Origin of the sequence: Streptomyces sp. NPDC007025, assembly GCF_042869455.1 — a bacterium.
GTDB lineage: Bacteria > Actinomycetota > Actinomycetes > Streptomycetales > Streptomycetaceae > Streptomyces.
Window position 1 is genome coordinate 165,902 of record NZ_JBIAFT010000006.1, and the last position, 21,811, is coordinate 187,712.

The 21,811-nt window shown below is 75.1% G+C and carries 5 protein-coding genes; all 5 read left to right on the forward strand.

The features are described from left to right. Window positions 1-1,039: hypothetical protein (locus ACFYMO_RS13730; protein WP_388546326.1), on the forward strand; the 1,039-nt coding region annotated here is incomplete at its 5' end. Then, window positions 1,039-8,640 carry an SDR family NAD(P)-dependent oxidoreductase gene (locus ACFYMO_RS13735; protein ID WP_388546329.1) on the forward strand — a complete coding sequence of 2,534 codons (7,602 nt, stop codon included), beginning with the start codon at window positions 1,039-1,041 and terminating at the stop codon, window positions 8,638-8,640. The genes ACFYMO_RS13730 and ACFYMO_RS13735, both read left to right, overlap by 1 nt. A gap of 17 nt (window positions 8,641-8,657) precedes the next feature. Next, window positions 8,658-12,215, forward strand: a complete 3,558-nt coding sequence (locus ACFYMO_RS13740) for a beta-ketoacyl synthase N-terminal-like domain-containing protein (RefSeq protein WP_388546331.1) — start codon at window positions 8,658-8,660, stop codon at window positions 12,213-12,215. 50 nt (window positions 12,216-12,265) lie between these two features. Further along, window positions 12,266-18,286 (forward strand): amino acid adenylation domain-containing protein, encoded by a 6,021-nt coding sequence (locus ACFYMO_RS13745; RefSeq protein WP_366770309.1) that lies wholly within the window; start codon window positions 12,266-12,268, stop codon window positions 18,284-18,286. Next, a complete protein-coding gene (fabD, locus tag ACFYMO_RS13750) occupies window positions 18,283-21,789 on the forward strand; it encodes an ACP S-malonyltransferase (RefSeq protein WP_366770308.1) in 3,507 nt (1,168 codons plus the stop codon). Before ACFYMO_RS13745 ends, fabD begins: the two co-directional genes overlap by 4 nt. The last annotated feature ends 22 nt before the right edge of the window (window positions 21,790-21,811 follow it).

The following is a 21,811-nucleotide window of genomic DNA, read 5'->3' on the forward strand; positions in this document are numbered from 1 at the left end:
GCGTACGCGGGTGAATCACCGGATCGCGGAGGTGTTTCCGGATGCGTCGCGGACGTTGTTGTTCGAGTTCGGCTGTGTGGCCGAGGTCGCCGAGAGTCTCGCGGCGGACTTCCCCGCCGACAGCAGCGCACTCCCCGGCAGCCCGGCCGGCGTCGCCCCCGCGGTGCCCGGCCCCCCGGCACCGCCCGCCGAGCCGGTACCCGAGTGGCCCGCCGAACCGGCCTGGGCCGCGCCGTTCCCCGCCCGCGAGATCGGGTTCTCCGCCAGCCGGGTGCTGCTCCACCCGGAGGCCGACCCCGACGACACCCAACTGGTCCGCGAGCACCAGGCCGAACTGCTCGACGTACTGCTCCGTGGCGAAGACCTCGACCGGGTAGGCGGCCTGTTCGACCTGCACGGCGCACAGGGCGCCGCCGGACTGCGCCTCGCGGCCCGCCACCCCGCCCTGCGGGTGCACATCCGCACCGCCGACCCGGCGCAGGCCGAGGCCGCGGCCCGGGCGGCCAAGGAGCACGGCCTCGACACGAGGGTCACCGTCGCGCACACCGATCCCGCGACCGGGCACGAGGTGGCGCTGGGCCTCGAGGGCAGCCATCTGGTCGCCGACAAGGCCGGGTACCTGGCCGGGATCGCCGCCGCACTGCCGGAAGGCGGCAGGCTGCTGCTGGCCGATTTCCTGGCCGTCGGCAGCGAGCGGGCCGACCCTGGGCTGGGCATCCGGCTCCCGACCCCGGAGCAGTGGGCCGACCACCTCGCCGACGCCGGGTTCGTGCTCGACGACGCGGTCGACGCGAGCGCCCGCGTCGGGCACTTCCTCGCCGACTTCGACGTCGACCAGCACACCGCCGGTCTCGACCCCCGGGCCAAGGACCGGTGGCGGTTCCACACCGACCTGGCCGTGCCGCTGGAGCGCGGTACGGCGGCGTATCTGCTGCTGCGGCTGCGCAAGGACAGCACGGCCGGACCGGCGGCCGGGCGCGCGGGCAACCGCGCCCGGATCGCCGCGGCCACCCCCTACGCCGAGGCGGTGACCCGTTGATGAATACGCCGACGACGGCAACGACCGAGCAGGGCCGGCGTCCGGCCGAGCACGCGCAGCGGCTGCACACCGCGGCCCGGAACGCGCTCGCCGGAGCCGACCCCGGCGCCGGACTCGCGGTGCAGCGCGGCACCGACGCGCTGACCCTGCTGGCCCGGCGGATGCTGGCCGGGGCACTCCGGCGGATGGGCGCCTTCACCGCGCCGGGCGAGGGCGGCACGCCGGACGAACTGGCCGCGGCGCTCGGGGTGGTCGACCAGCACCGACGGCTGTTCGAGGCGCTGCTGGACATCCTCGTCACGGCCGGCACGCTGCGCAGGGAGGGTGAGCGGCTGGTCGCCGCCTACCCGCTGCGCGAGCTCTCCCACGCCGAGTCGGACGCCATGGTCGCCGGGCTGGTGGCCGAGTTCCCCACCGCGGAGCCCACCGTCCGGCTGCTGCGCAGCTGCCTGGACGCCTACCCGGAGGTGCTGACCGGGCGCCGTCCCGCCGCCGAGGTGCTCTTCCCCGACGGTGCCGGAGCCGAGCCGCCCGGCGCCGCTCCGGGCGGCACCCCGGACAGCGGTGACGTCGTGGCCGCGGTGGCCGCTGAGGCCGTCCGCACCCGGTTGGAGACGGCGACGTCCGTCTCGGTCGTCGAACTGGGCTCCGGCAGCGGTGCGACGGCCGCCCGGACGCTGCCCGCGCTGGCACCCTTCGGCGACCGGCTGCGCTACGCGTACACCGACCCCTCCTCCCGGTTCACCGAGCACGGCAGGCAGCGCTTCGGTCACCAGTACGGCTTCACCGACTTCACCGTCCACGACGTCGCCGTCGCCGCCGCGACCCCGGAACTGCCCGCCGGGGGCGCCGATGTGCTGCTCGCCGCGAACGTGCTGCACGCCGCCGCCGACCCGGACGCGGCCCTGGCCAACGCCGCGGCGCTGCTCCGCCCCGGGGGCGCGCTGGTGCTGACCGAGGCCGTCTCGGCGCCCGAACCCTCGATCATGCTCTTCGGGCTGACCGCCGAGTGGTGGCCGCAACCGGGCGCGCAGCGGGCTCGGCTGCCCCATGCGCCGCTGCTTCCGGCCGACGCCTGGCGCGCCGCGCTGGCCGCGGCCGGGTTCGAGGAGATCCGCGTCCATCCGCTGCCCCCCGGAGTGGACGAGGACGACGCGCCGGAGGCGGTCCTGGTCGCCCTGCGGGGCGCGCCCGCCGCGCCGGCCGCAGCTTCGTCCGCGCCTCCGGCGGCTGCCGCGGCGCCCGCCTCCGCCGCGGGCACGGCGTCCGCCGCGCCCGCTCCCGCGCCGCGGCCCGCCGACGACGCCGGGCCGGCCGAACCGGACACGGCGGAGCCGGTCGCGATCGTCGGACTGAGCGTGCGCTTCCCCGGGGCGCCCGACCTGCGCAGCTACTGGGACCTGGTCACCGCCAACCGCAGCGCCATCGGCGAGATCCCGGCCCGGCGCTGGGACTGGCGGCAGTACTACACCCCCGACCCGCAGGGCATGGAGGTCATCAGCAAGAGCCACTCCAGGTGGGGCGGGTTCCTGGAGGACTTCGACCAGTTCGACGCCGAGTTCTTCGGGATGTCCGAGCAGGAGGCCCGGAACACCGACCCCCAGCAGCGGATCTTCCTCCAGGAGTGCTGGAAGGCGATGGAGGACGCCGGGTACTGCCCGCACGCCCTCGACGCCAAGGTCCGCCGGGCGACCGGGGTGTTCGCGGGCGCCTCCAAGCTGGGCTTCGACCGGCTCGGCGCGGACCGCGGGGTCGACCTGCCGCGCACCTCGTTCGGCGACATGGTCAACCGTGTCTCCTACCAGCTCGATCTCGGCGGGCCCAGCAAACCGGTGGACACCGCGTGCTCCTCGGCGCTGGTCGCGCTGCACGAGGCCGTGCAGAGCCTGCGTACCGGCGAGTGCGCGATGGCCCTGGTCGGCGGTGTGAACCTGTATCTGCACCCCTCCACCTACGCCGAGCTGGGCGCCGTGAAGATGCTGTCGAACCGGCCGGAGTGCCCGGCCTTCGGGATCGGCGGCAACGGCATCGTGCCCGGCGAGGGCGTCGGCGTCGTGGTGCTCAAGCGGCTGGCCGACGCGCGGCGCGACAACGACCATGTGCGCGCGGTCGTCCGCGGCAGCGCGGTCAACCACAACGGGCGCACCGTCGGCTTCACCAGCCCCAGCCCCAAGCGGCAGGCCGATGTCATCACGGCCGCGCTGCGGCGGGCGGGCGTGGACGGCGACACGGTGAGCTACCTGGAGACCACCGTCAACGGCACGGAGATCGGCGACGCGGTCGAGATGACCGCGGTCACCCAGGCGTTCGGCGGCCGGGAGGGGGCCTCGGGCCGCTTCCGGCTCGGCTCGGTCAAGCCCAACATCGGCCACGGCGAAGCATCCTCCGGCATGGCGCAGCTCTCCAAGGTGGTGCTGGCGCTCACCGAGCGCACCCTGCCCCCGACCCGGCTGCCCCAGGAGATCAACCCCGCGATCGACCGCGACAAACTGCCCTTCGAACTGTCGGATCAGCCGGTTCCCTGGGACCCGCCGCAGGTGCACGGCAGGACGCAGGTGCGGCGGGCCGGGATCACCGGGATCGGCGCGGGCGGCGCCAACGCGCACATCGTCGTCGAGGAGGCCCCCGAGGCCGAGGTCCGGCGGAGCGCGGGACCGGCCCTGTTCGTGCTCTCGGCGCGCACCCCGCAGCAGCTCGCCGACTCGGTCGGGAACTGGGCCGGCTTCCTGCGCCGCAACCCGGACCTGGACCTGGCGCGGGTCGCCTGGACCAGCCAGGTCGGCCGGGAGCCGATGCGGTTCCGGCTGGCCGTGGTGGCCGAGGAGCTGACGGAGGTGCTGGACGCGCTGGAGCGGTGGCGTGCGGGCGACACCGCCGCCGTGCTCACCGGGGAGGCCAAGCGCCCCGCGTCCGCCGTCCGCGCCGAGCGCGCCAAGGGCAGGCCGCTGCCGGAGCTGGCCCGGGTGTGGGCCGAAGGCGGCATGCTCGCCTGGAGTTCGCTGTATCCGCAGGGCACGCCGCTGCGGCTGGGCGGGCTGCCCACCTACCCCTTCGCCACCACCGGCTACTGGACCGACCCTCCGGCCGTCGCCGACCCCCCGGCCATCGCCCCGCCTGCCGCTGCCCCGGAGGCCTCCCCGGCGCCGGCACCCGCTGCACCCCCTGCCCCTGCCCCGGCGGCCAGGCCCACGGCCGCACCCCCGGCACCGGCACCGGCACCCGTACCGTCCCCGGTACCGGCAGGAGCCGGTGCCGCCGCCCGGCCCGCGGCACCGGCCCCCGCACCGGTCGGCGCAGCAACCCCCGCACCGGCCGCCGCGCAGGGGGACGCCGCCCGGCACCCGCTGCTCGATCTCGCCGCAGCGGCCACCGGCTCGGACGGCACGCTGACCGTCACCGGCAGCGTCTCCCAGGCCGCCCAGCCATGGCTCGGCGACCATCTCGTCAACGGCCGGGTGCTGCTGGCCGGCACCGCCCTGGTGGACATGGTCGGACGCGCGGGCGAGACCGTGGACACCGCCCGGATCACGGAGCTGACCCTGCACGCACCGCTCGACCTGACCGGCGGGCAGGAGACCGCCGTACGGCTCGTGCTCGCGCCCCCGGCCGCGGACGGCACGCGCACCGTCGAGGTGACCTCGCGGCCCGCGGGCGCCGCCGCGAACCGGCCGTGGTCCCGGCACGCCACCGGCACGCTGGCCCCGCTCCGCGGCACACCCGACTTCGACCTGGTCCAGTGGCCGCCGCCGGGAGCCGAGCCGCTTCCCGTCGCGGACTACTACGCCGCCATGGACGCCGCCGGGTACACCTACGGCCCGGCGTTCCAGAGCCTGCGCGCGGTATGGGCGCGCGGAACCGAGGTGTTCGCCGAGGTCGAACTGCCCGCGGCCGAGGCCGCCGAGGCCGGGCGCTACGGCGTGCACCCGGCGCTCCTGGACTCGGCGCTGCACGCGATGGGCTTCGGCACCTGGACGGAGGGCGGGGGCGGGCTGCTGCCGTTCGCCTGGACGGGGATGTCGGTCCACAGCCCCGGGGCCGGAGGCCGGGCCCGCGCACGGCTGACCGGAGTCGACGGCTCCGGTGTCGCGCTGCAACTCGCCGACGGCGACGGGAAGCCCGTCGCACAGCTCGACTGCCTGGTACTGCGCTCGGCCACCGGCGAGCGCCCCGACCCGGCCCGGGACGCGCTGCTCACCCTCGCATGGGAGCCGCTGCCGCAGACGGCGGCCCCGGCCGCGGGCGGCGGCCCGTCCACCGGCACCTGGTCGCTGCTCGGCCCCGACCCCTACGGCATCGGCCAGGTGGTCCGGACCGCCGAGCGCGGCGAGTTCGCCGTCCTGTCGCTGCAGGGCCCCGGCGACCTGCCGGTCACCGGCGAGGCGCTCGTGCCCGCCGCGCACGAGGCCACCGGCGCACTGCTGGACACCGTCCGGGACTGGCTGACCGACCCGGCCAACCGCGGCCGCCGGCTGGTCGTGCTGACCAGGGGCGCGATCGCCGTCGAGCCGGGGGAGCCGGTGCCCGACCTGGCGAACGCGCCCGCCTGGGGCCTGCTGCGGGCCGCGCAGTCGGAGTTCCAGCGCCGGCTCGTGCTGGTCGACCTGGACCGGTACGCGCCGGTCGCCGACGTCCCCGCGGCGATCGAGACGGCGCTCGCCGCCGACGAGTTCCACCTCGCGCTGCGCGGCGGCCGGGTGCTGGTGCCGCGGCTGGTGCGCGCCGCCGACGACCCGGGCCTGGAGGTGCCCCGCACCCCGGCCTGGCGGCTGGACTCCACGGCGCCCGGCACCCTGGAGAACCTGGCGCTGGTACCCGCCCCGGACGCCGCCCGGCCGCTCGCCGCCGGACAGGTACGGGTCGCCGTCCGCGCCGCCGCGCTCAACTTCCGCGACGTGCTGGGTGCGCTCGGCATGTACCCCGGCGACCTGGTGCTCGGCGCCGAGGGCGCCGGTGTGGTCACCGAGGTCGGCCCCGGCGTCACCGGACTGGCCGTCGGCGACCGGGTGTTCGGGCTGCTGCCCGGCGGCATCGGACCGGTCTGTGTGACCGACGCGCGGACCGTGCGGCACATCCCGGCCGGCTGGACCTGGGCGGAGGCCGCCTCCGCACCCGTGGCGTACCTGACCGCCTACTACGGACTGGTCGAGCTGGCCGGACTGCGGGCCGGTGAGTCGGTGCTGGTGCACGCCGCCGCGGGCGGGGTGGGCAGCGCCGCGGTGCGGCTCGCCGACCATCTGGGCGCCGACGTGTTCGCCACGGCGGCGCCCGCCAAGCACGCCGAGGTGCGGGCCATGGGCGTGCCCGCCTCGCTGATCCGCTCCTCGCGCGACACCGGCTACGCCGCCGCGTTCGCGACCGAGAGCAGCAACCGCGGCGTGGACGTCGTCCTCAACTCGCTGACCGGCGAGCACATCGACGCCTCGCTGCGACTGCTGCCCCGCGGCGGGCGGTTCGTCGAGATGGGCAAGACCGACATCCGGCCCGCCGAGGACGTCGAGTCGAGCCATCCGGGCGTCCGCTACCAGGCGTTCGACCTCGTCGAGGCGGGACCGGAGCGGATCGGCGCCATGTTCGACGCGCTGCTGCCGCTGTTCGAGCGCGGCGTGCTGCCGCCGCCGACCCGCACCGTGCTCGACGTCCGCCGCGCCCGGGACGCGATGCGCACCATGAGCCGGGGCAGGCACATCGGCCGGATCGTGCTCACCATCCCCCGTACCTTCGCACCCGGCGGCACCGTCCTCGTCGCGGGCGGCACCGGCACGCTGGGCTCGGTGATCGCGCGGAATCTGGTCACCGCGCACGGTGTGCGGCACCTGGTGCTCGCCTCCCGGCGCGGCGACGCCGCGCCCGGCGCCCGCGAACTGGCCGCCGAACTCACCGCGCTGGGGGCCGAGGTCCGGCTGGCGCGCTGCGACGCGACCGTCCGGGACCAAGTGGCCGAGGTGCTGGCCGGGATCCCCGCCGAGCACCCGCTCACCGGTGTGGTGCAGGCGGTCGGGGCGCTGGACGACGGCATGCTGGCCGGCCAGACCCGCGCCCGGCTCGCGCCCGTGCTGCGGGCCAAGCTGGACGCGGCCGTCGTGCTGGACGAGCTGACCCGCGCGGCCGACCCGGACGTCTTCGTGACCTTCTCCGGAGCCGCCGGGGTGCTCGGCAACCCGGGGCAGTCCAACTACGCGGCCGCCAACGCGTTCCTGGACGCGCTGGCCCGGCGCCGCCGCACCGACGGGGTGCCGGGACTCTCCGTCGCGTTCGGGCTGTGGGCCAGCGTCAGCGACCTCACCCGGGACCTGCTGGAGGACGAGCGGGCCACCGCCATGATGGTCCGCAGCGGCTTCCGGATGCTGTCCGACCAGGAGGGCGCGACCCTGTTCGACGCGGCCGTGGCCGGGCCGGCGGAGCTGGCCGTGCCGATGCGGCTGGACCTCGCGGCGCTGCGCGCCGCTCCCGTGCACCCGGTGCTGCGCAGCCTGGTACGCCGGGACACCGCGGCCCCGGCCGCCGGCCCCGGGGCGCCCCCCGCCGCCGGTACGGCAACACCCGGGACCGCCGGGACTGAAGGGTCCGCGGGCACGGCACCGCCGCCGAGCGCCGACGATCCGGCGTCCGGCACCGGACCCGCGGCAGGCGCCCCGGCGGCGGACACCGGTGCCGGCAGCCCGGCCGCCACGTCCGGTACCGGCGCCCCCGGACCGCTGCTGGAACAGCTCGCCAACGCCGCGCCGGACCGGCGCCGGGCTCCGCTGCTGGAGCTGGTCGCCCAGGAGGTCGCGGCGGTCCTGCCCGGCTTCGAGCCCGAACACATCGAGGCGGACAGCGGATTCGCCGAGCTCGGATTCGACTCGCTGACCGCGGTGGAGCTGCGCAACCGGCTCGACCAGGCGACGGGTCTGCGGCTGCCGGTGACCCTGGTCTTCGACCAGGCGACGGCGGGCGCCCTGGCCGGCCATCTGCTGGGGCTGCTGGCCGACCGGATACCCGCCACCGCCACCGCCGCCGCCCCGCACTCCGCCCGCGGCACAGCAGAGGCGGGCGGGGACTCCTGGGCCGCGCTGCTGGCCCCGGAGAACCTCGCCGCGGTGGGCGCGATCGCCGACGTGGGCGGCGGCGGAGGCGAACAGCTCGCCGCACTCGCCGCCGAGCAGGGCACGGCGGTGCTGCACTCCGTACCCGCGAGCCCCGATGACGCCCTGCCCGGCACCTACGACCTGGTGGTCGCCCTGGGCCGGCTGGTGACCGTACGCCGCAAGCGGGACCTGCTCGCCCGGATCGACGCCGCACTGATCGACGGCGGCCGGATGCTGCTCGCCGACCACGTCGGCACGCTGCGCGGCGACCTCGACGACCGGTCCGCCGGGGTGCTGGTGCCCAGCATCGACTCGTGGGTGTCGCTGCTGGGCTCGGCCCGCCTGGTCGTCGAGCGGCTCACCGCACCGCCCGCCGTGCTCGACCCGCTGCTGGAGCAGGACGGGCTCGCCGAGCCGTCCCGCCGCGGGTGGACCCGCCCGGTGCTGCTGCGGCTGCGCAAGGCGGCAGCGACGGCCGCGGAGGACAGGGACCGGGCCAACCACCGCGCACTGACCGAGTGGGCAGGCGCCTGAAACCGGGAGGGAGAGACATGTCCGAGATTGTGCGCGTGGTCGAGGAGGCCGCGGCCAAACTGAATCTGACCACCGTCGCGGGACTGGACCTGGCCAGGTCGGTTTCGCTGGTCGAGGCGATCAACACGGAGCTGGGGACGAACCTCTCCAGCGGGGTGGTCGCCGACCACCCCGACATCGGCCGGCTCGCCGCACACGTGGAGTCGGTGCTGGCCGCGCAGGGCCCCAAGGAGGAGGTGGCGATCGTCGGGCTGCACTGCCGGACCGGCGGTGCCGCCGGTCCGGAGGAGTTCTGGGACCTGGTGCGGGAGGGCCGCGACGTCACCCGGGAGATCGACGACCCGGTGGCGGTGCGGATGTTCCAGGAGGCGTTCCCCGGTGCGGCGCTGCCCCGCTACGGAGCGATGCCGGACACCGACGCGTTCGACCCGGGGTTCTTCCGGATCGCGCCCACCGAGGCCGCGGCCATGGACGCGGCCCAGCGCGTGCTGCTGGAGTCCAGCTACCACGCGCTGGAGGACGCCGCGATCGACGCCGCCACCCTGCGCGGGCAGCGGGTGGGCACCGTCGTGGGCACCACCGGGCTGGCGCCGCAGGCCGAGTACAACGCGCACTCCCTGCTCGGCTCCGACACCAGCGTGATGGTCTCCCGGCTGGCCTACCACCTCGATCTGGTCGGCCCGGCCCTGGCGATGGACACCGCGTGCTCCTCGTCGCTGGTGGCCCTGGACCTGGCCGCCCGGCTGCTGCTGTCCGACGAGGCCGACCTGGTACTCGCGGGCGGCGTGTACACGGCCAACCACCCGGGTGTGTTCCTCACCATGCAGAGCCTGGGCACCGTCTCGGGCACCCGCAGGTGCCGGCCCTTCGACGCGGCCGCCGACGGCATGCTGGTCGGGGAGGGCGTGGGCATGCTCGTCCTCAAGCGGCTGTCCGACGCGCTGCGGGACAACGACCGGGTGCACGGCGTGATCCGGGCGAGCGGCACCAACCAGGACGGCCGCACCTCCGGCATCACGGCCCCCAGCACCCAGGCGCAGGCCGGACTGCTGCGCGGGGTGCTGAACCGCAGCGGCGTCGCGGCGGAGGACCTCGGCTACTTCGAGGCGCACGGCACCGGCACCACGCTGGGCGACCCCATCGAGATCGCAGGCATCACCTCCGCCTTCGACGGGCTCACCGACCGCACCGGGTACTGCCCGATCGGCTCGGTGAAGGCCAACATCGGCCACACCATGGGCGCCGCCGGCGTGCTCGGCGTCATTAAGGTGCTGCTGAGCATGCGGGCCGGAGTGGTGCCGCCCGCGGCGAACTTCAGCACACCCAGCCCGCACATCGACTTCTCCGCGGCGCCGGTCCGGGTGGCCACCGAGGAGTCCGGGTGGGCGCCGGGACCGGACGGCCGCCGGCACGCCGCGGTCAGCTCCTTCGGCTACAGCGGCACCAACGCGCACCTGGTCCTCTCCGACCTTCCGGCTCCCGCGCGGCCGCAGGCCACCCGCCCCGGCCGGCATCTGGTGCCGCTCTCGGCGCGCAGCGAGGAGCGGCTGCGGGCCAAGGCCGCCGAGCTGGCCACCGCGCTGCGCGGCCCGCTGGCCGGTGCGGATCTGGCCGATGTGGCCTACACCCTCCAGGTCGGGCGGGAGGCGATGGCGCAACGGGCGGCCGTGGTCGCGGACTCCACCGCCGAGCTGGCCGACCGGCTGGAGGGGATCGCGGCGGGGGAGAGCACCGAACCGCAGGACCCGGCCCCGCCGCTGGCCGAGCCCGCCGCGCAGTGGGCGGCGGGGGAGCCGGTGGCCTGGGCGCGGTTGCACCTGGGCGCGGCGCCGCGCCGGATCGGGCTGCCGGGCTACCCGTTCGAGCGCCTCCGCTACCCGCACGTGTGGGCCGACGGCACCCCCATCGAACGCCCCACCGACGGCTCGGCACCGATGTCCCCGGCCGCCTCGGCCGGCAGCGTCCGCGGCGGGGGTTCCGCGCAGCCCGCCGAATCCGTCGAGGAGACCGCGCCCGGAGTGCCGTCGGTGCTGCCGGAGCTGGACGCCGCGGCGGCCGCGCATCTCGCGGAGCACCCGGACCGCACCAGTCTGCGGGCCGCGCTGGAGGCCGAGGAGCTGGCGGACGAGCTGGCCGCGCTGTGCGAGCAGCTGCTCCTGGCGTCGCTGCGCCGGATGGGGGTCTTCGCCGCGGCGGGGGAGCGGTACACCGTCCAGGAGCTGATCGGGCGGCTCGGCGTGGTGGCCGAGCACCACCGGCAACTCGCCGGGCTGGTGCGGATCCTGGTCGACGCCGGGCACCTCGCCGAGGACGGCGACGGTTTCGTCACCACCGAGCGGTGCGCGGCGACCTCCCTCCAGTGGGAGGAGACCGAGGTGGACCGCCTCACCGGCGGGCTGCTGGAGCGCAGGCCGGAGATGGCGGGCTTCGCCAAGCTGCTCACCACCTGCCTGGACGCCTATCCGGACGTGCTCACCGGCAAGCGCAAGGCGCACGAGGTGCTGTTCCCCGACGGCTCCTTCACCGCGGTCGAGGGCGTCTACCACAGCGACCAGGACGCCAACGCGCTCGTCGCCCGGCTGGTCGCCGACTACACGGCCGCCCGGCTGGAGCGCGACCCCCAGGTGCCGGTGGCGGTCCTGGAGGTGGGGGCGGGCACCGGAGGCACCACGGCCTCGGTGCTGCCCGCGCTGTCCCCGCACCGCGACCGGGTGCGCTACACCTACACCGACATCTCCCGCGGCTTCACCCGCTACGGGGCCGACCGCTACGGCAGCGAGCACGACTTCCTGGACACCGCCGTGCTGGACATCGAACGTCCGGCGGCGGCACAGGGGTTCGCCGGGGGCGAGTACGACGTGGTGCTGGCCACCAACGTCCTGCACGCCACCGCGCGCATCGACCGCACGCTGGCCAACGCGCGGTCCCTGCTGCGGCCCGGCGGCATCCTCATCCTGCTGGAGGTCACCCGGGTGCAGCCGTTCCCGACCCTGACCTTCGGGCTGATGCCGGGCTGGTGGTCGTTCGAGGACACCCGGCTGCCGAACGGGCCGCTGCTCAGCGCCCCGATGTGGCGGCAGGCGCTGGAGCGGGCCGGACTGGGCTCGGTACGGGCCTACTCGCTGCTGGCCACCCGCGAGGACCGGGCGCTGGAGTCGGTGCTGTTGGCCGAGAACGCCGGTGCCACCGACGCCGCCGCACCGGTCGAGGCGGTCGCGCCCGCGGCGGCCGCGTCGGACCGGCGCGCCGCGCCGGTTCCGGCACCGGACGGCGGCGGGGCCGCACCGGCCGGCGCCGAGGGCGGCGCGCTGGAGGCCATGGTGGCCGAGGCGGTCGCCGAGGTGCTCGGACTGGCCTCGGTGGCACCGGCGGACGACTTCCACGAGCTGGGCGGCGACTCGATCCTCGCCACGCAGGTCATCTCGCGGCTGCGGGACCACTTCCCGATCGAACTCGACCTCGGTGGCCTGTTCGAGGCCGGAACCGTCGCCGCGATGGCCCGGCTCGTGGAGACCGAACTGGTCGACCGGATCGACGAACTCCCCGACAGCGTCGTCGCCGACATGCTCGCCTGACCCGCGCCCCGGCCCCCACCCCACCGAACACGGCAGAAGGAGCACTCCCCATGTCATTGGACGAGAAGGCCGGCGCGGGCAGCGATCGGCTGTCGCCGCAGAAGCGGGCGCTGCTGGCCAAGCTGGCCGGGGGCCGTCGGCAGCCGGGGTCCGCGGCGGGCGGCGGCATCCCCCGGCGCGATCCGGGGGTCCGGCCCCCGCTGTCGTTCGCGCAGCGCAGGCTGTGGTTCCTCGACCAGATGGTGCCCGGCAGCCCCGCCTACAACGTGGTGATGACCTTCGCCATCAGCGGCCCGCTGCGCCCGGATCTGATCGGCCGCGCGGTGGACGAGATCGTGCGCCGGCACGAGGCGCTGCGCACCACGCTGCCGGACGAGGACGGCGAGCCGTGGCAGCGGGTGGCCGAGGAGCTGACCGTGCCGGTCGTCACGCACGACCTGCGCGCGGAGCCCGAGCGGCTGGACGACCGGGTCGCCGAACTCGCCCGGGAGCCGTTCGACCTGGCGGAGGGGCCGCTGCTGCGGGTCGTGCTCTTCCGGCTGGCCGAGGAGCGCTGGGTCGTCTTCCTCAACGCCCACCACGTGGTCGTCGACGGATGGTCGCTGGGGCTGTTCTGGGAGGAGCTGCTGACCCTCTACGACGCCTACGACGCGGGCCGGCCGTCCCCTTTCAAGGAACTGCCGATCCAGTACCCGGACTTCGCGCTCTGGCAGCGGGAGCACCTGAGCGGCGAACGGCTGGAGAACCAGCTCTCCTACTGGCGTGAGCGGCTCTCCGGCATCACCGAGCACCTGGAACTGCCCTTCGACCGGCCCCGCCCCGCCGTGCAGAACTTCGAGGGCGGCGACGCCGAACTGGTCTTCCCCGGCACGGTGCGCGACGGGCTCCAGGTGCTGGCCCGCGAGCAGGGCGTCGGCCTGTACACGGTGCTGCTGGCGGCGCTCCAGGCACTGCTGCACCGCTGGACTGGGCAGCACGACATCCCGGTGGGCTCCCCGGTCACCAACCGCACCCACACCGACGTCGAGCCGCTGATCGGGTTCTTCGTCAACACCCTGGTGCACCGCACCCAGGTCAGCGGTGAGCAGACCTTCGCCGATCTGGTGGCCGCGGTGCAGGAGGGCGCATCCGGCGCGCAGCGCAACCAGGAGGTCCCGTTCGAGGCGATCGTGGAGGATCTGCGGCCCGAGCGCTACCTCAGCCAGAACCCGCTCTTCCAGGTCTGCTTCAACTTCCTGCCGGCGCGGCCGCTGCGCTCCCCGGCCGGACTGACCGTGGAGCGCATCTCCGGCGTGCGCAACTCCACCTCCAAGTTCGACCTGTGGATCAGCATCGTCGACCGCAACGACGACCTGCTGGTGGAGGTCGAGTACAACTCCGCGGTGTTCGACCACGACACCGTCGACCGGCTGCTGGCCGCCTACCGCACCGTGCTGGAGGCCGTGGGGCGCGACGCCGGCACCACCATCGCCCGGCTGCCGGTGATGACCGACCAGGAGCGGGCCCGGATCGAGGGCGAGTGGGGCCCGCGGTCCGAGACCGTTCCCGTGCCCGCCGAGCTGGCCCACGAGCAGTTCGCCGAACACGCCCGCCGTACCCCCGAGGCGGTGGCGGTACGGCACGAGGGCACCAGCTTCACCTACCGCGAGATCGACGAGCAGTCCGACGCCCTGGCCCGCGTCCTGCGCGACCGGGGCGTGGGGCGCGGCACGCTGGTGGCGCTGGCCACCGAGCGGTCACCGGAGCTGGTCTCCGGCGTGCTGGGCATCCTCAAGGCGGGCGGCGCCTATGTGCCGATCGATCCGGCCTACCCCGCCGAGCGGATCCGGTATCTGCTCGACGACAGCAAGGCGCGGATCGTGGTCACCCAACGGCATCTGACCGACCGCCTCGCGGCCGGTGGAGCCGCGGTGGTGACCGTCGAGGGCCATCCGCCCGCGGAGGCACCGGGGCGGCTGCCCGGCGCGGGGCCGCAGGATCCGGCGTACGTCATCTACACCTCGGGCTCCACCGGGAGGCCCAAGGGCGTGCAGGTCAGCCACGCCAACCTCACCCGGCTGTTCGCGGCGACCGACCACTGGTTCGGGTTCGGTCCGCAGGACATCTGGTCCCTGTTCCACTCCGCGAGCTTCGACATGTCGGTGTGGGAGCTGTTCGGCGCGCTCACCCACGGCGGCACCCTCGTCGTCGTCCCCTACGCCGTCACCCGCTCGCCGGAGGACTTCCTCCGGCTGCTGCGGGAGGAGCGGGTCACCGTCCTCAACCAGACACCGCTGGCCTTCCGGCACCTGACCGCGGCCGAGGAGGCGGCGCCGCCGGGTGAACTGGCCCTGCGCGTGGTGACCTTCGGCGGCGAGGCGCTGGATGTACCGGGGCTGCGCTCGTGGTTCGACCGGCACGGCGACCGGCAGCCCCGGCTGGTCAACATGTACGGCATCACCGAGACCACCGTGCACGTCACCTACCGCGAGATCACCCGGGCCGACCTGGAGTGGGCCTCGTCCGGGTCGCCCATCGGCGTCCCCATGCCCGACCTGTCGGCGCGGGTGCTGGACGGCTACGGCGAGCCCAGCCCGATCGGGGTGCGCGGCGAGCTGTACGTGGGCGGCAACGGGGTGACCCTGGGCTATCTGGACCGCCCGGAGCTGAACGCCGAGCGGTTCGTCGAGGGCCCCGGCGGGCGCGAGTACCGCTCCGGCGACCTGGTGCGCTGGCTGCCCGGTGGCGAACTGGAGTACATCGGCCGCGCCGACCAGCAGGTCAAGATCCGCGGCCACCGGGTGGAGCTGGGCGAGGTCGGCGCGGCGCTCGCCGAGCACCGTGGAGTGCGGGATGCCGTCGTCCTGCCCGATGCGGACGGCAGCCGGCTGGTCGCCTATGTGATCCCGCAGCGGGACGCCGATGCCGAGGCCGACGCCGACCCCGGCACCGAAGCCGACGGGACCACCGACGCCACCGCCGGGGCCGGCGAACGCGGCGTGGAGTGGCGCGAGGTGTTCGACCGGGTCTACGACGAGGGCCCGGCCGTCGAACCGGGCTTCGACATCCGCGGCTGGACCAGCAGTTACACCGGCGAGCCGCTGTCCCCGATGGACATGTGGGAGTGGACGACCAGCACGGTCGACCGCGTGCTGGAGCTGGGCCCGGAGCGGGTGCTGGAGATCGGCTGCGGTACCGGGCTGCTGCTGTCCCGGATCGCCCCGCACTGTGCCGAGTACCACGGCACCGACATGTCCGCGACGGCCGTCCGGAACCTGCGCGAGACCGTGGTCGAGCCACGGCCCGACCTGTCGGGCGTCGAGCTGCACGTGCTGCCCGCCCACGACCTGACCGCGTTCGCAGCCGGACAGTTCGACACCGTCGTCATCAACTCGGTGGTCCAGTACTTCCCGGACCCGGCCTATCTGCGCGAAGTGATCGCGGGGGCGCTGCGGGTCGTCGCCGACGGCGGCACGGTGTTCGTCGGCGACGTACGCGCGCTCCAGGTGTTCGACACCTTCCACGCCGACGTGGAGCTGCGCCGCGCCGACGCCGCACCCGGCGCCGCCCAGGCGCGGACCCGGATCCGGCACGCCGCCGCGCAGGACCGCGAACTCGTCCTGGACCCGGCCTTCTTCGAACTGCTGCGCCGCGACCATCCCGGGATCAGCCGGGTCGAGACGCAGCTGCGGCGCGGCGAGCGGGACAACGAGATGAACCGCTACCGCTACGACGCCGTCCTGCACACCGGCGCCCCGGTGGCCCAGCAGGTGCCCGACACCGTGCTCGACTGGACGGCGGACGGGACCACCCTCGCCTCCGTCGAGGAGCTGATCCGCACCCGCGACCCGGAGGCGGTCGCGGTGCGCGGCGTGCCCAACGCGCGGCTGGCCGACATCGCCGCGGCGCGGGCCGCGCTCGACCGGGCCGGCCCCGAGGACCCCGCCCCCGCACTGCCCGCCGACGGCGCCGGGCCCGCCGACGGCGACGCGGTGCACCCGGAGCGCTGGTGGCGGCTGGCCGGACGGCTCGGCCGCACCGCCCGGCTCAGCTGGACGCCGGGTGCCGCCGACGGCCGCTACACAGTCCTGCTCGCCACTCCCGGTACGGCCCGGCAGTGGGTCGCCGACCTGCCCGCCGAACACGTCCGCGCGGAGGACACCTCGACGGACCCGGCGTTCGCCAACACCGCCGCGGCGCTCCTGCCGCAACTGCGTGCGCACCTGAAGGACCGGCTGCCCGACTACATGGTGCCCTCGTCGTACGTGCCGCTGACCCGCTTCCCGATCAACGCCAACGGCAAGCTGGACCGTACCGCTCTCCCCGAGCCGCTGCCCGAGCTGGCCGACGACGCCGAGGACGTGGTCGAACCCGCCACCGGGACCGAGCGCGCGCTCGCCGAGATCTGGCAGGAGGTGCTGGGCGCCGGCCGGGTCGGTGCGGGAAGCAACTTCTTCCAGCTGGGCGGCGACTCGATCCACACCATCCGGGTCGTCACGGCCGCCCGCAAGCGCGGCATCGAACTCACCCCGCAGATGCTCTTCCAGCACGGCACCCTGGGCGAACTGGCCGCCGCCGTCAACGCGGACGCCGAACCGGACGGAGCCGAGCCCGCCGGACCGGACCACGTCCCCTCCGCCGGCCGCGACCCGTCCGCCGACGTGCTGGACCGGCTGCGCGCCGATCCCGCCGTCGAGGCCGTCCACCCGCTGGCGCCGTTCCAGTCATGGGCGCTGCGCACCCTGCTCGCCCACCCCACCACCGGCGCCTTCCAGGTGCACCGGCTCACCCCCATGCCGCGCGGCACGGTGGACCCGGAGGTGTTCAGCGCGGCGGCGACCGAACTGGCCCGCGCCCACGAAGCGCTGCGCACCTCCTTCGTCTGGGAGGGCGTCGAGGAGCCGATGCAGGTCGTGCACCGCGAACCCCGGGTCGAGTCCGAGTACGCCGACTGGCGGGGGCTGTCCCCCGGCGAGCAGGACGCGGAGCTGGAGCGCCACCTGGCGGCCGACCGGGAGCGCGGGGTCGACCCCGCGGTACCCGGGGGGCTGCGCTACTTCGTCGCCGACCTCGACGAGGAGCACTGCCTGATGGTGACCAGCCTCAGCTACCTGTGCCTGGACGGCTGGTCCTACGACATCATCGCCCGCCAGTTCGACGCGGTGATCGCCGATCTGACGGCGGGGCGGACCCCGGCACCCGAGACCGGTCTGCGCTTCGCCGACTTCGTCGCCCACACCCGGGAACGCGACCGGGCGGCCGAGGCTGAGCACTGGCGCCGCGCCCTGGCCGGGCTGCGCGAACCGGTCGCGCTGGCGCCCCGCGTCCCCGGCAACCGGGTGGGCGCCGAGGAGGGCTACGGCCGCCAGTGGATCAGCCTTCCCGACGACCTGGCCACCGGACTGCGCGCACTGGTCCCGGAACGGAAGACCACGCTCAACACCCTCTTCCAGGCCGGATGGGCGCTCACCGTCGGCGCCTTCACCGGAGACGGCGACCGGGCCGACGTCGCGCACGGCATGCTGCTCAACGGCCGCTCCGCCGCGCTGGAGGGGCTGGAGACCATGGTCGGTCCCACGCTGAACATCCTGCCGCTGCGCACCCGGATCGACGGAGCCGAACCCCTCCCGGAGCTCCTGCGCCGGGTGATGGCCGACATGGCGGAGGTCGGGGCGCACGAGTACACCGTGCTCGACGAGGCCCTTGCGCACGGCGAACTGCCGCCCGGGCAACTGCCCTGCGAGAGCTACCTGGTCTTCCAGAACGTCGGGATCGACACCTCCGAGCGGTTCCCCCCGGGGTACTACGTGACCCGGATGGGCTTCCCGCTGCGGGTCGACGTCTTCCCGACCAGCACCATGACCCTGCACATGTCCTACTACCGGGATCTGTTCACCGACGAGACCGTTCGCTTCCTCCTGGGTGCCTACGCGGAGGTCATGCGGGCCCTGCTGGACGCCGGGGAAGGCCCGGTGCGCGACCTGCTGGCCGCGGCGCGCCGCGCCACGGCCCCGGCCGGCCCGGTCTCCGGCTTCCGGGAGGGGCGCTTCGTGATCAAGGACGTCCTCGCGCTCGCCGGAGGTGCGCAGTGAGCACCCCGACCGTCTTCATGTTCTCCGGCCAGGGCTCCCAGCACTTCGGGATGGGCGAGAGCCTCTACCACCAGGAGCCGGTCTTCCGCACCGAACTGGACCGGCTCGACACGATGGTCGCCGAACTGCTCGGCCGCTCGGTGGTGGCCCAGCTCTACCACGGCGGCCGGGTGGGGGAGCCGTTCACCGACACCCTGGTCACCCATCCGGCGATCGTGATGATCGAGCTGGCCGCGGTCGAACTGCTGCGCGCCGACGGCATCGTGCCCGATCTGCTCCTCGGGTCGAGCCTGGGCGAGTTCACCTCGGCCGCGGTCTCCGGCGTGCTCACCGTCCCGGAGTGCCTGCGGCTGGTCGTCGAGCAGGCCAGGGCGCTGGAAGGGCTGCCCTCCGGCGGGATGCTCGCCGTGCTCGCCGACCCCGGCCTGCACGCCCGGATGCCCGAACTGCGGGATCACACCGACCTGGCCGCGCGCAACGGTCCCGAGCACTTCGTGGTCTCCGGGGCCGCGGACGGACTGGCCGCGGCCGAGGCGGCGCTGCGCGCGGCGGAGGTCCCCTGCCAGCGCGTCTCGGTCGAGTACGCCTTCCACTCGCGGCTGCTGGACGCCCGCCGGGCCGCCTGCCAGGAGCTGCTGGGAGGCCTGGAGCTGCGGGAGCCGCGCATCCCCCTCGTCTCCTGCGCCACCGGGGAGCCGGTGGCACGCCCGACGGCCGAGCACTACTGGCAGGTGGTGTCCGGTCCGATCGAGTTCGAACGCGCCGTCCGCGGCCTGGAGCGGACCGGCCCGCACCGCTACCTCGACCTGGGCCCCTCCAGCACCCTGCACAACCTGACCACCGCGCTGCTGGGCCCCGCGCGGGGCCGCTCGTATCCGCTGCTGAGCATCTTCGGCCACGACAGCCGGCAACTCGCCAAGGTGCGGGACACCTTCCGGCCCGCGCCCGGCGCCGCGCCGCGGGCCGTCCGGCCCGCCCCGCCCGTCCGGCCCGCCCCGCCTCCGGCGGAAGGAGCTTCCATGCAGGTCGCCAAGGTCTACGGGTTCCCGGGACAGGGCTCCCAGTCCCAGGGCATGGGAGCCGAGCTGTTCGACCGGTTCCCCGCCGAGACCGCCGCCGCCGACGCCGTCCTCGGCTACTCCGTCCGCGAGCTGTGCGAGCACAACCCGCAAGGGCGGCTCCGGCAGACCGAGTACACCCAGCCCGCGCTCTACACCGTCTCGGCGCTCGCCTATCTGGCACGTCTGGCGGACGATCCGGTCCCGCCGGACTACCTGGTGGGGCACAGTCTGGGCGAGTACGCGGCGCTGTTCGCCGCCGGAGTCTTCGACTTCGAGACCGGACTGCGCATGGTCGCCCGCCGCGGGGAGCTGATGGGACAGGTCGCCACCGGCTCGATGGCCGCCGTCGTCGGCTGTGACCTGCCGGCCGTCGAGTCGCTGATCGCCGGGATCGACGACGTCCACATCGCCAACATCAACGCCGCCGACCAGATCGTGCTGGCCGGCTCCGACAGCGGCCTGGACGCCGTCAAGCCGCTGGCCGAGGCGGCCGGGGCGCGCTACGGCAGGCTGCGGGTGGGCGGCGCGCTGCACTCCCCGTTCGTCTCCGAAGCCGCCGAGGAGTTCCGCCGGTTCCTCGCCGGCCTCCCGCTGAGGGAACCGCGGATCCCGGTGATCGCCAACGTCGACGCCCGGCCGCACGACGCGGCGGGACTCGTCCACCGGCTCACCCGGCAGATGGACCACCCCGTCCGCTGGCTCGACTCGGTCCGGTATCTGCGGCAGCGCGGCCCGTTCGAATTCGTCGAGCTGGGCCCGGGCCGGGTGCTGCGCAACCTGGTGGCCCGGATCGAGAAGCAGGCGTCCGCGGAGGCGCCGGGGGCGGATTCGGCCGCGGCCGGTCCGCCCGCGGCTGGTCCCTCCGCGGCGGCGGAGCCCGCCGGTCCCCCGCACGAGCCCGCTCGCGCAGCCCCGGCGGACGGTTCGCGGGACGCCTTCGTGCCCGCCGGGAAGTCCGGGGCCGCTTCGCTCGCCGAGGCGGCGGCTCCGGCACCGGGGCCGGGGCCGGGTGCCCGGGCTCCGCAACCGGCGGCTCCGGCCCTCGCAACGACCGCTCGGGCCCCGGAACCGGCGGGCGCCGGCCCCGGGCCGAGTGGAGCCGGACCGGCGGCCGGTCCGGCGGCGCAGGCCGCGCCGCGGAGCACGGCCGGGTGGGCGGACCCGGACGGGACCGCGGAGTTCACCGGTCTCGGCGCCGCCTCGTTCCGCGAGCGCTACGGACTGCGGCACGCCTGCGTCGCGGGCTCGATGTACGGCGGGGTCTCGGGTCCGGAACTGCTCTCCCGGCTCGCCAAGTCGGGTGGTATGGGCTTCTACGGCGCGGGCGGCCTCACCCCGGCCGAGGTGGAGAGCGGACTCGGCACGGTGGTCGCCGGGCTCGGCCGGGACAACCCCTACGGCGCCGCGCTGCCCTATCAGCAGGCCGACCCCGAGCGGGAGATGGCGCTCGCGGAACTGTATCTGCGGCTGGGGGTACGGGTGGTGGAGGCGTCCGGCCATCTGGAGATCACCCCCGCGCTGGTGAAGTTCCGGCTCAAGGGCGGAGCGGTGCTGGCGAAGGTCAACCGCACCGACCTGGCGGAGCAGTTGCTCTCGCCCGCCCCGGCGGACGTGGTGCGGCACCTGCGCGAGTACGGTCACCTCACCGAGGAGGAGGCGGCCGCTGCGGGCTCGGTCCCCGTCGCGACGGATCTGGTGGTCGAGGCCGGCGCCGGATGGCTGAGCAGCCCGGCGAGCGTGGCCACCGTGCTGCCCTCGGTCCTGCGGCTGCGCGACCGGCTGTCGGCCGGTGCCCGGCAGCGGGTGCATGTGGGCGCGGCAGGCGGGATCGGTACGCCGGAGGCGGCTGCCGCCGCGCTGTTCATGGGCGCGGAGTTCCTGCTGACGGGTTCGGTCAACCAGTGCACCGTCGAGGCGGCCACCAGCCCGCACACCAAGGACATCCTGCAGGGCCTGTCCGTGCACGACGTGGACGACGCGCCCTGGCCCGAGATGTTCGAGCTGGGAGTGCGGAACACCGTCGTCCGCAAGGGGGTGTTCTACCCGGCCAAGGCGGCGAAGCTGCACCAGCTCTGGCGCGCCCACGACCGCTGGCAGGACATCGACTCCGGCACCCGGGACGAGATCGAGCGGCGGTATCTGCGCCGCCCGTTCGCCGAGGTGCTCGCCGAGGTCGGGCCGGGCGGCAGTCCCAAGCAGGACATGGCCGCGGTCTTCCGGAGCTACCTCGTCCAGGGGCTGGCCCTGGCGCGGCAGGGCGACGCCACCCGGAAGGTCGACTACCACATCCCCTGCGGCCCCGCGATGGGTGCCTTCAACGACTGGGTGCGGGGCACCGAACTCGAACCCTGGCAGCGGCGCAACATCGATACGATTACCGAACATCTGCTCGGCGGCACAGCGGAGTTGCTCGACGCGCGACGGCGCGAGCCCGTCCGCTGACCGGCCGCCGGTCCCGGTGCGG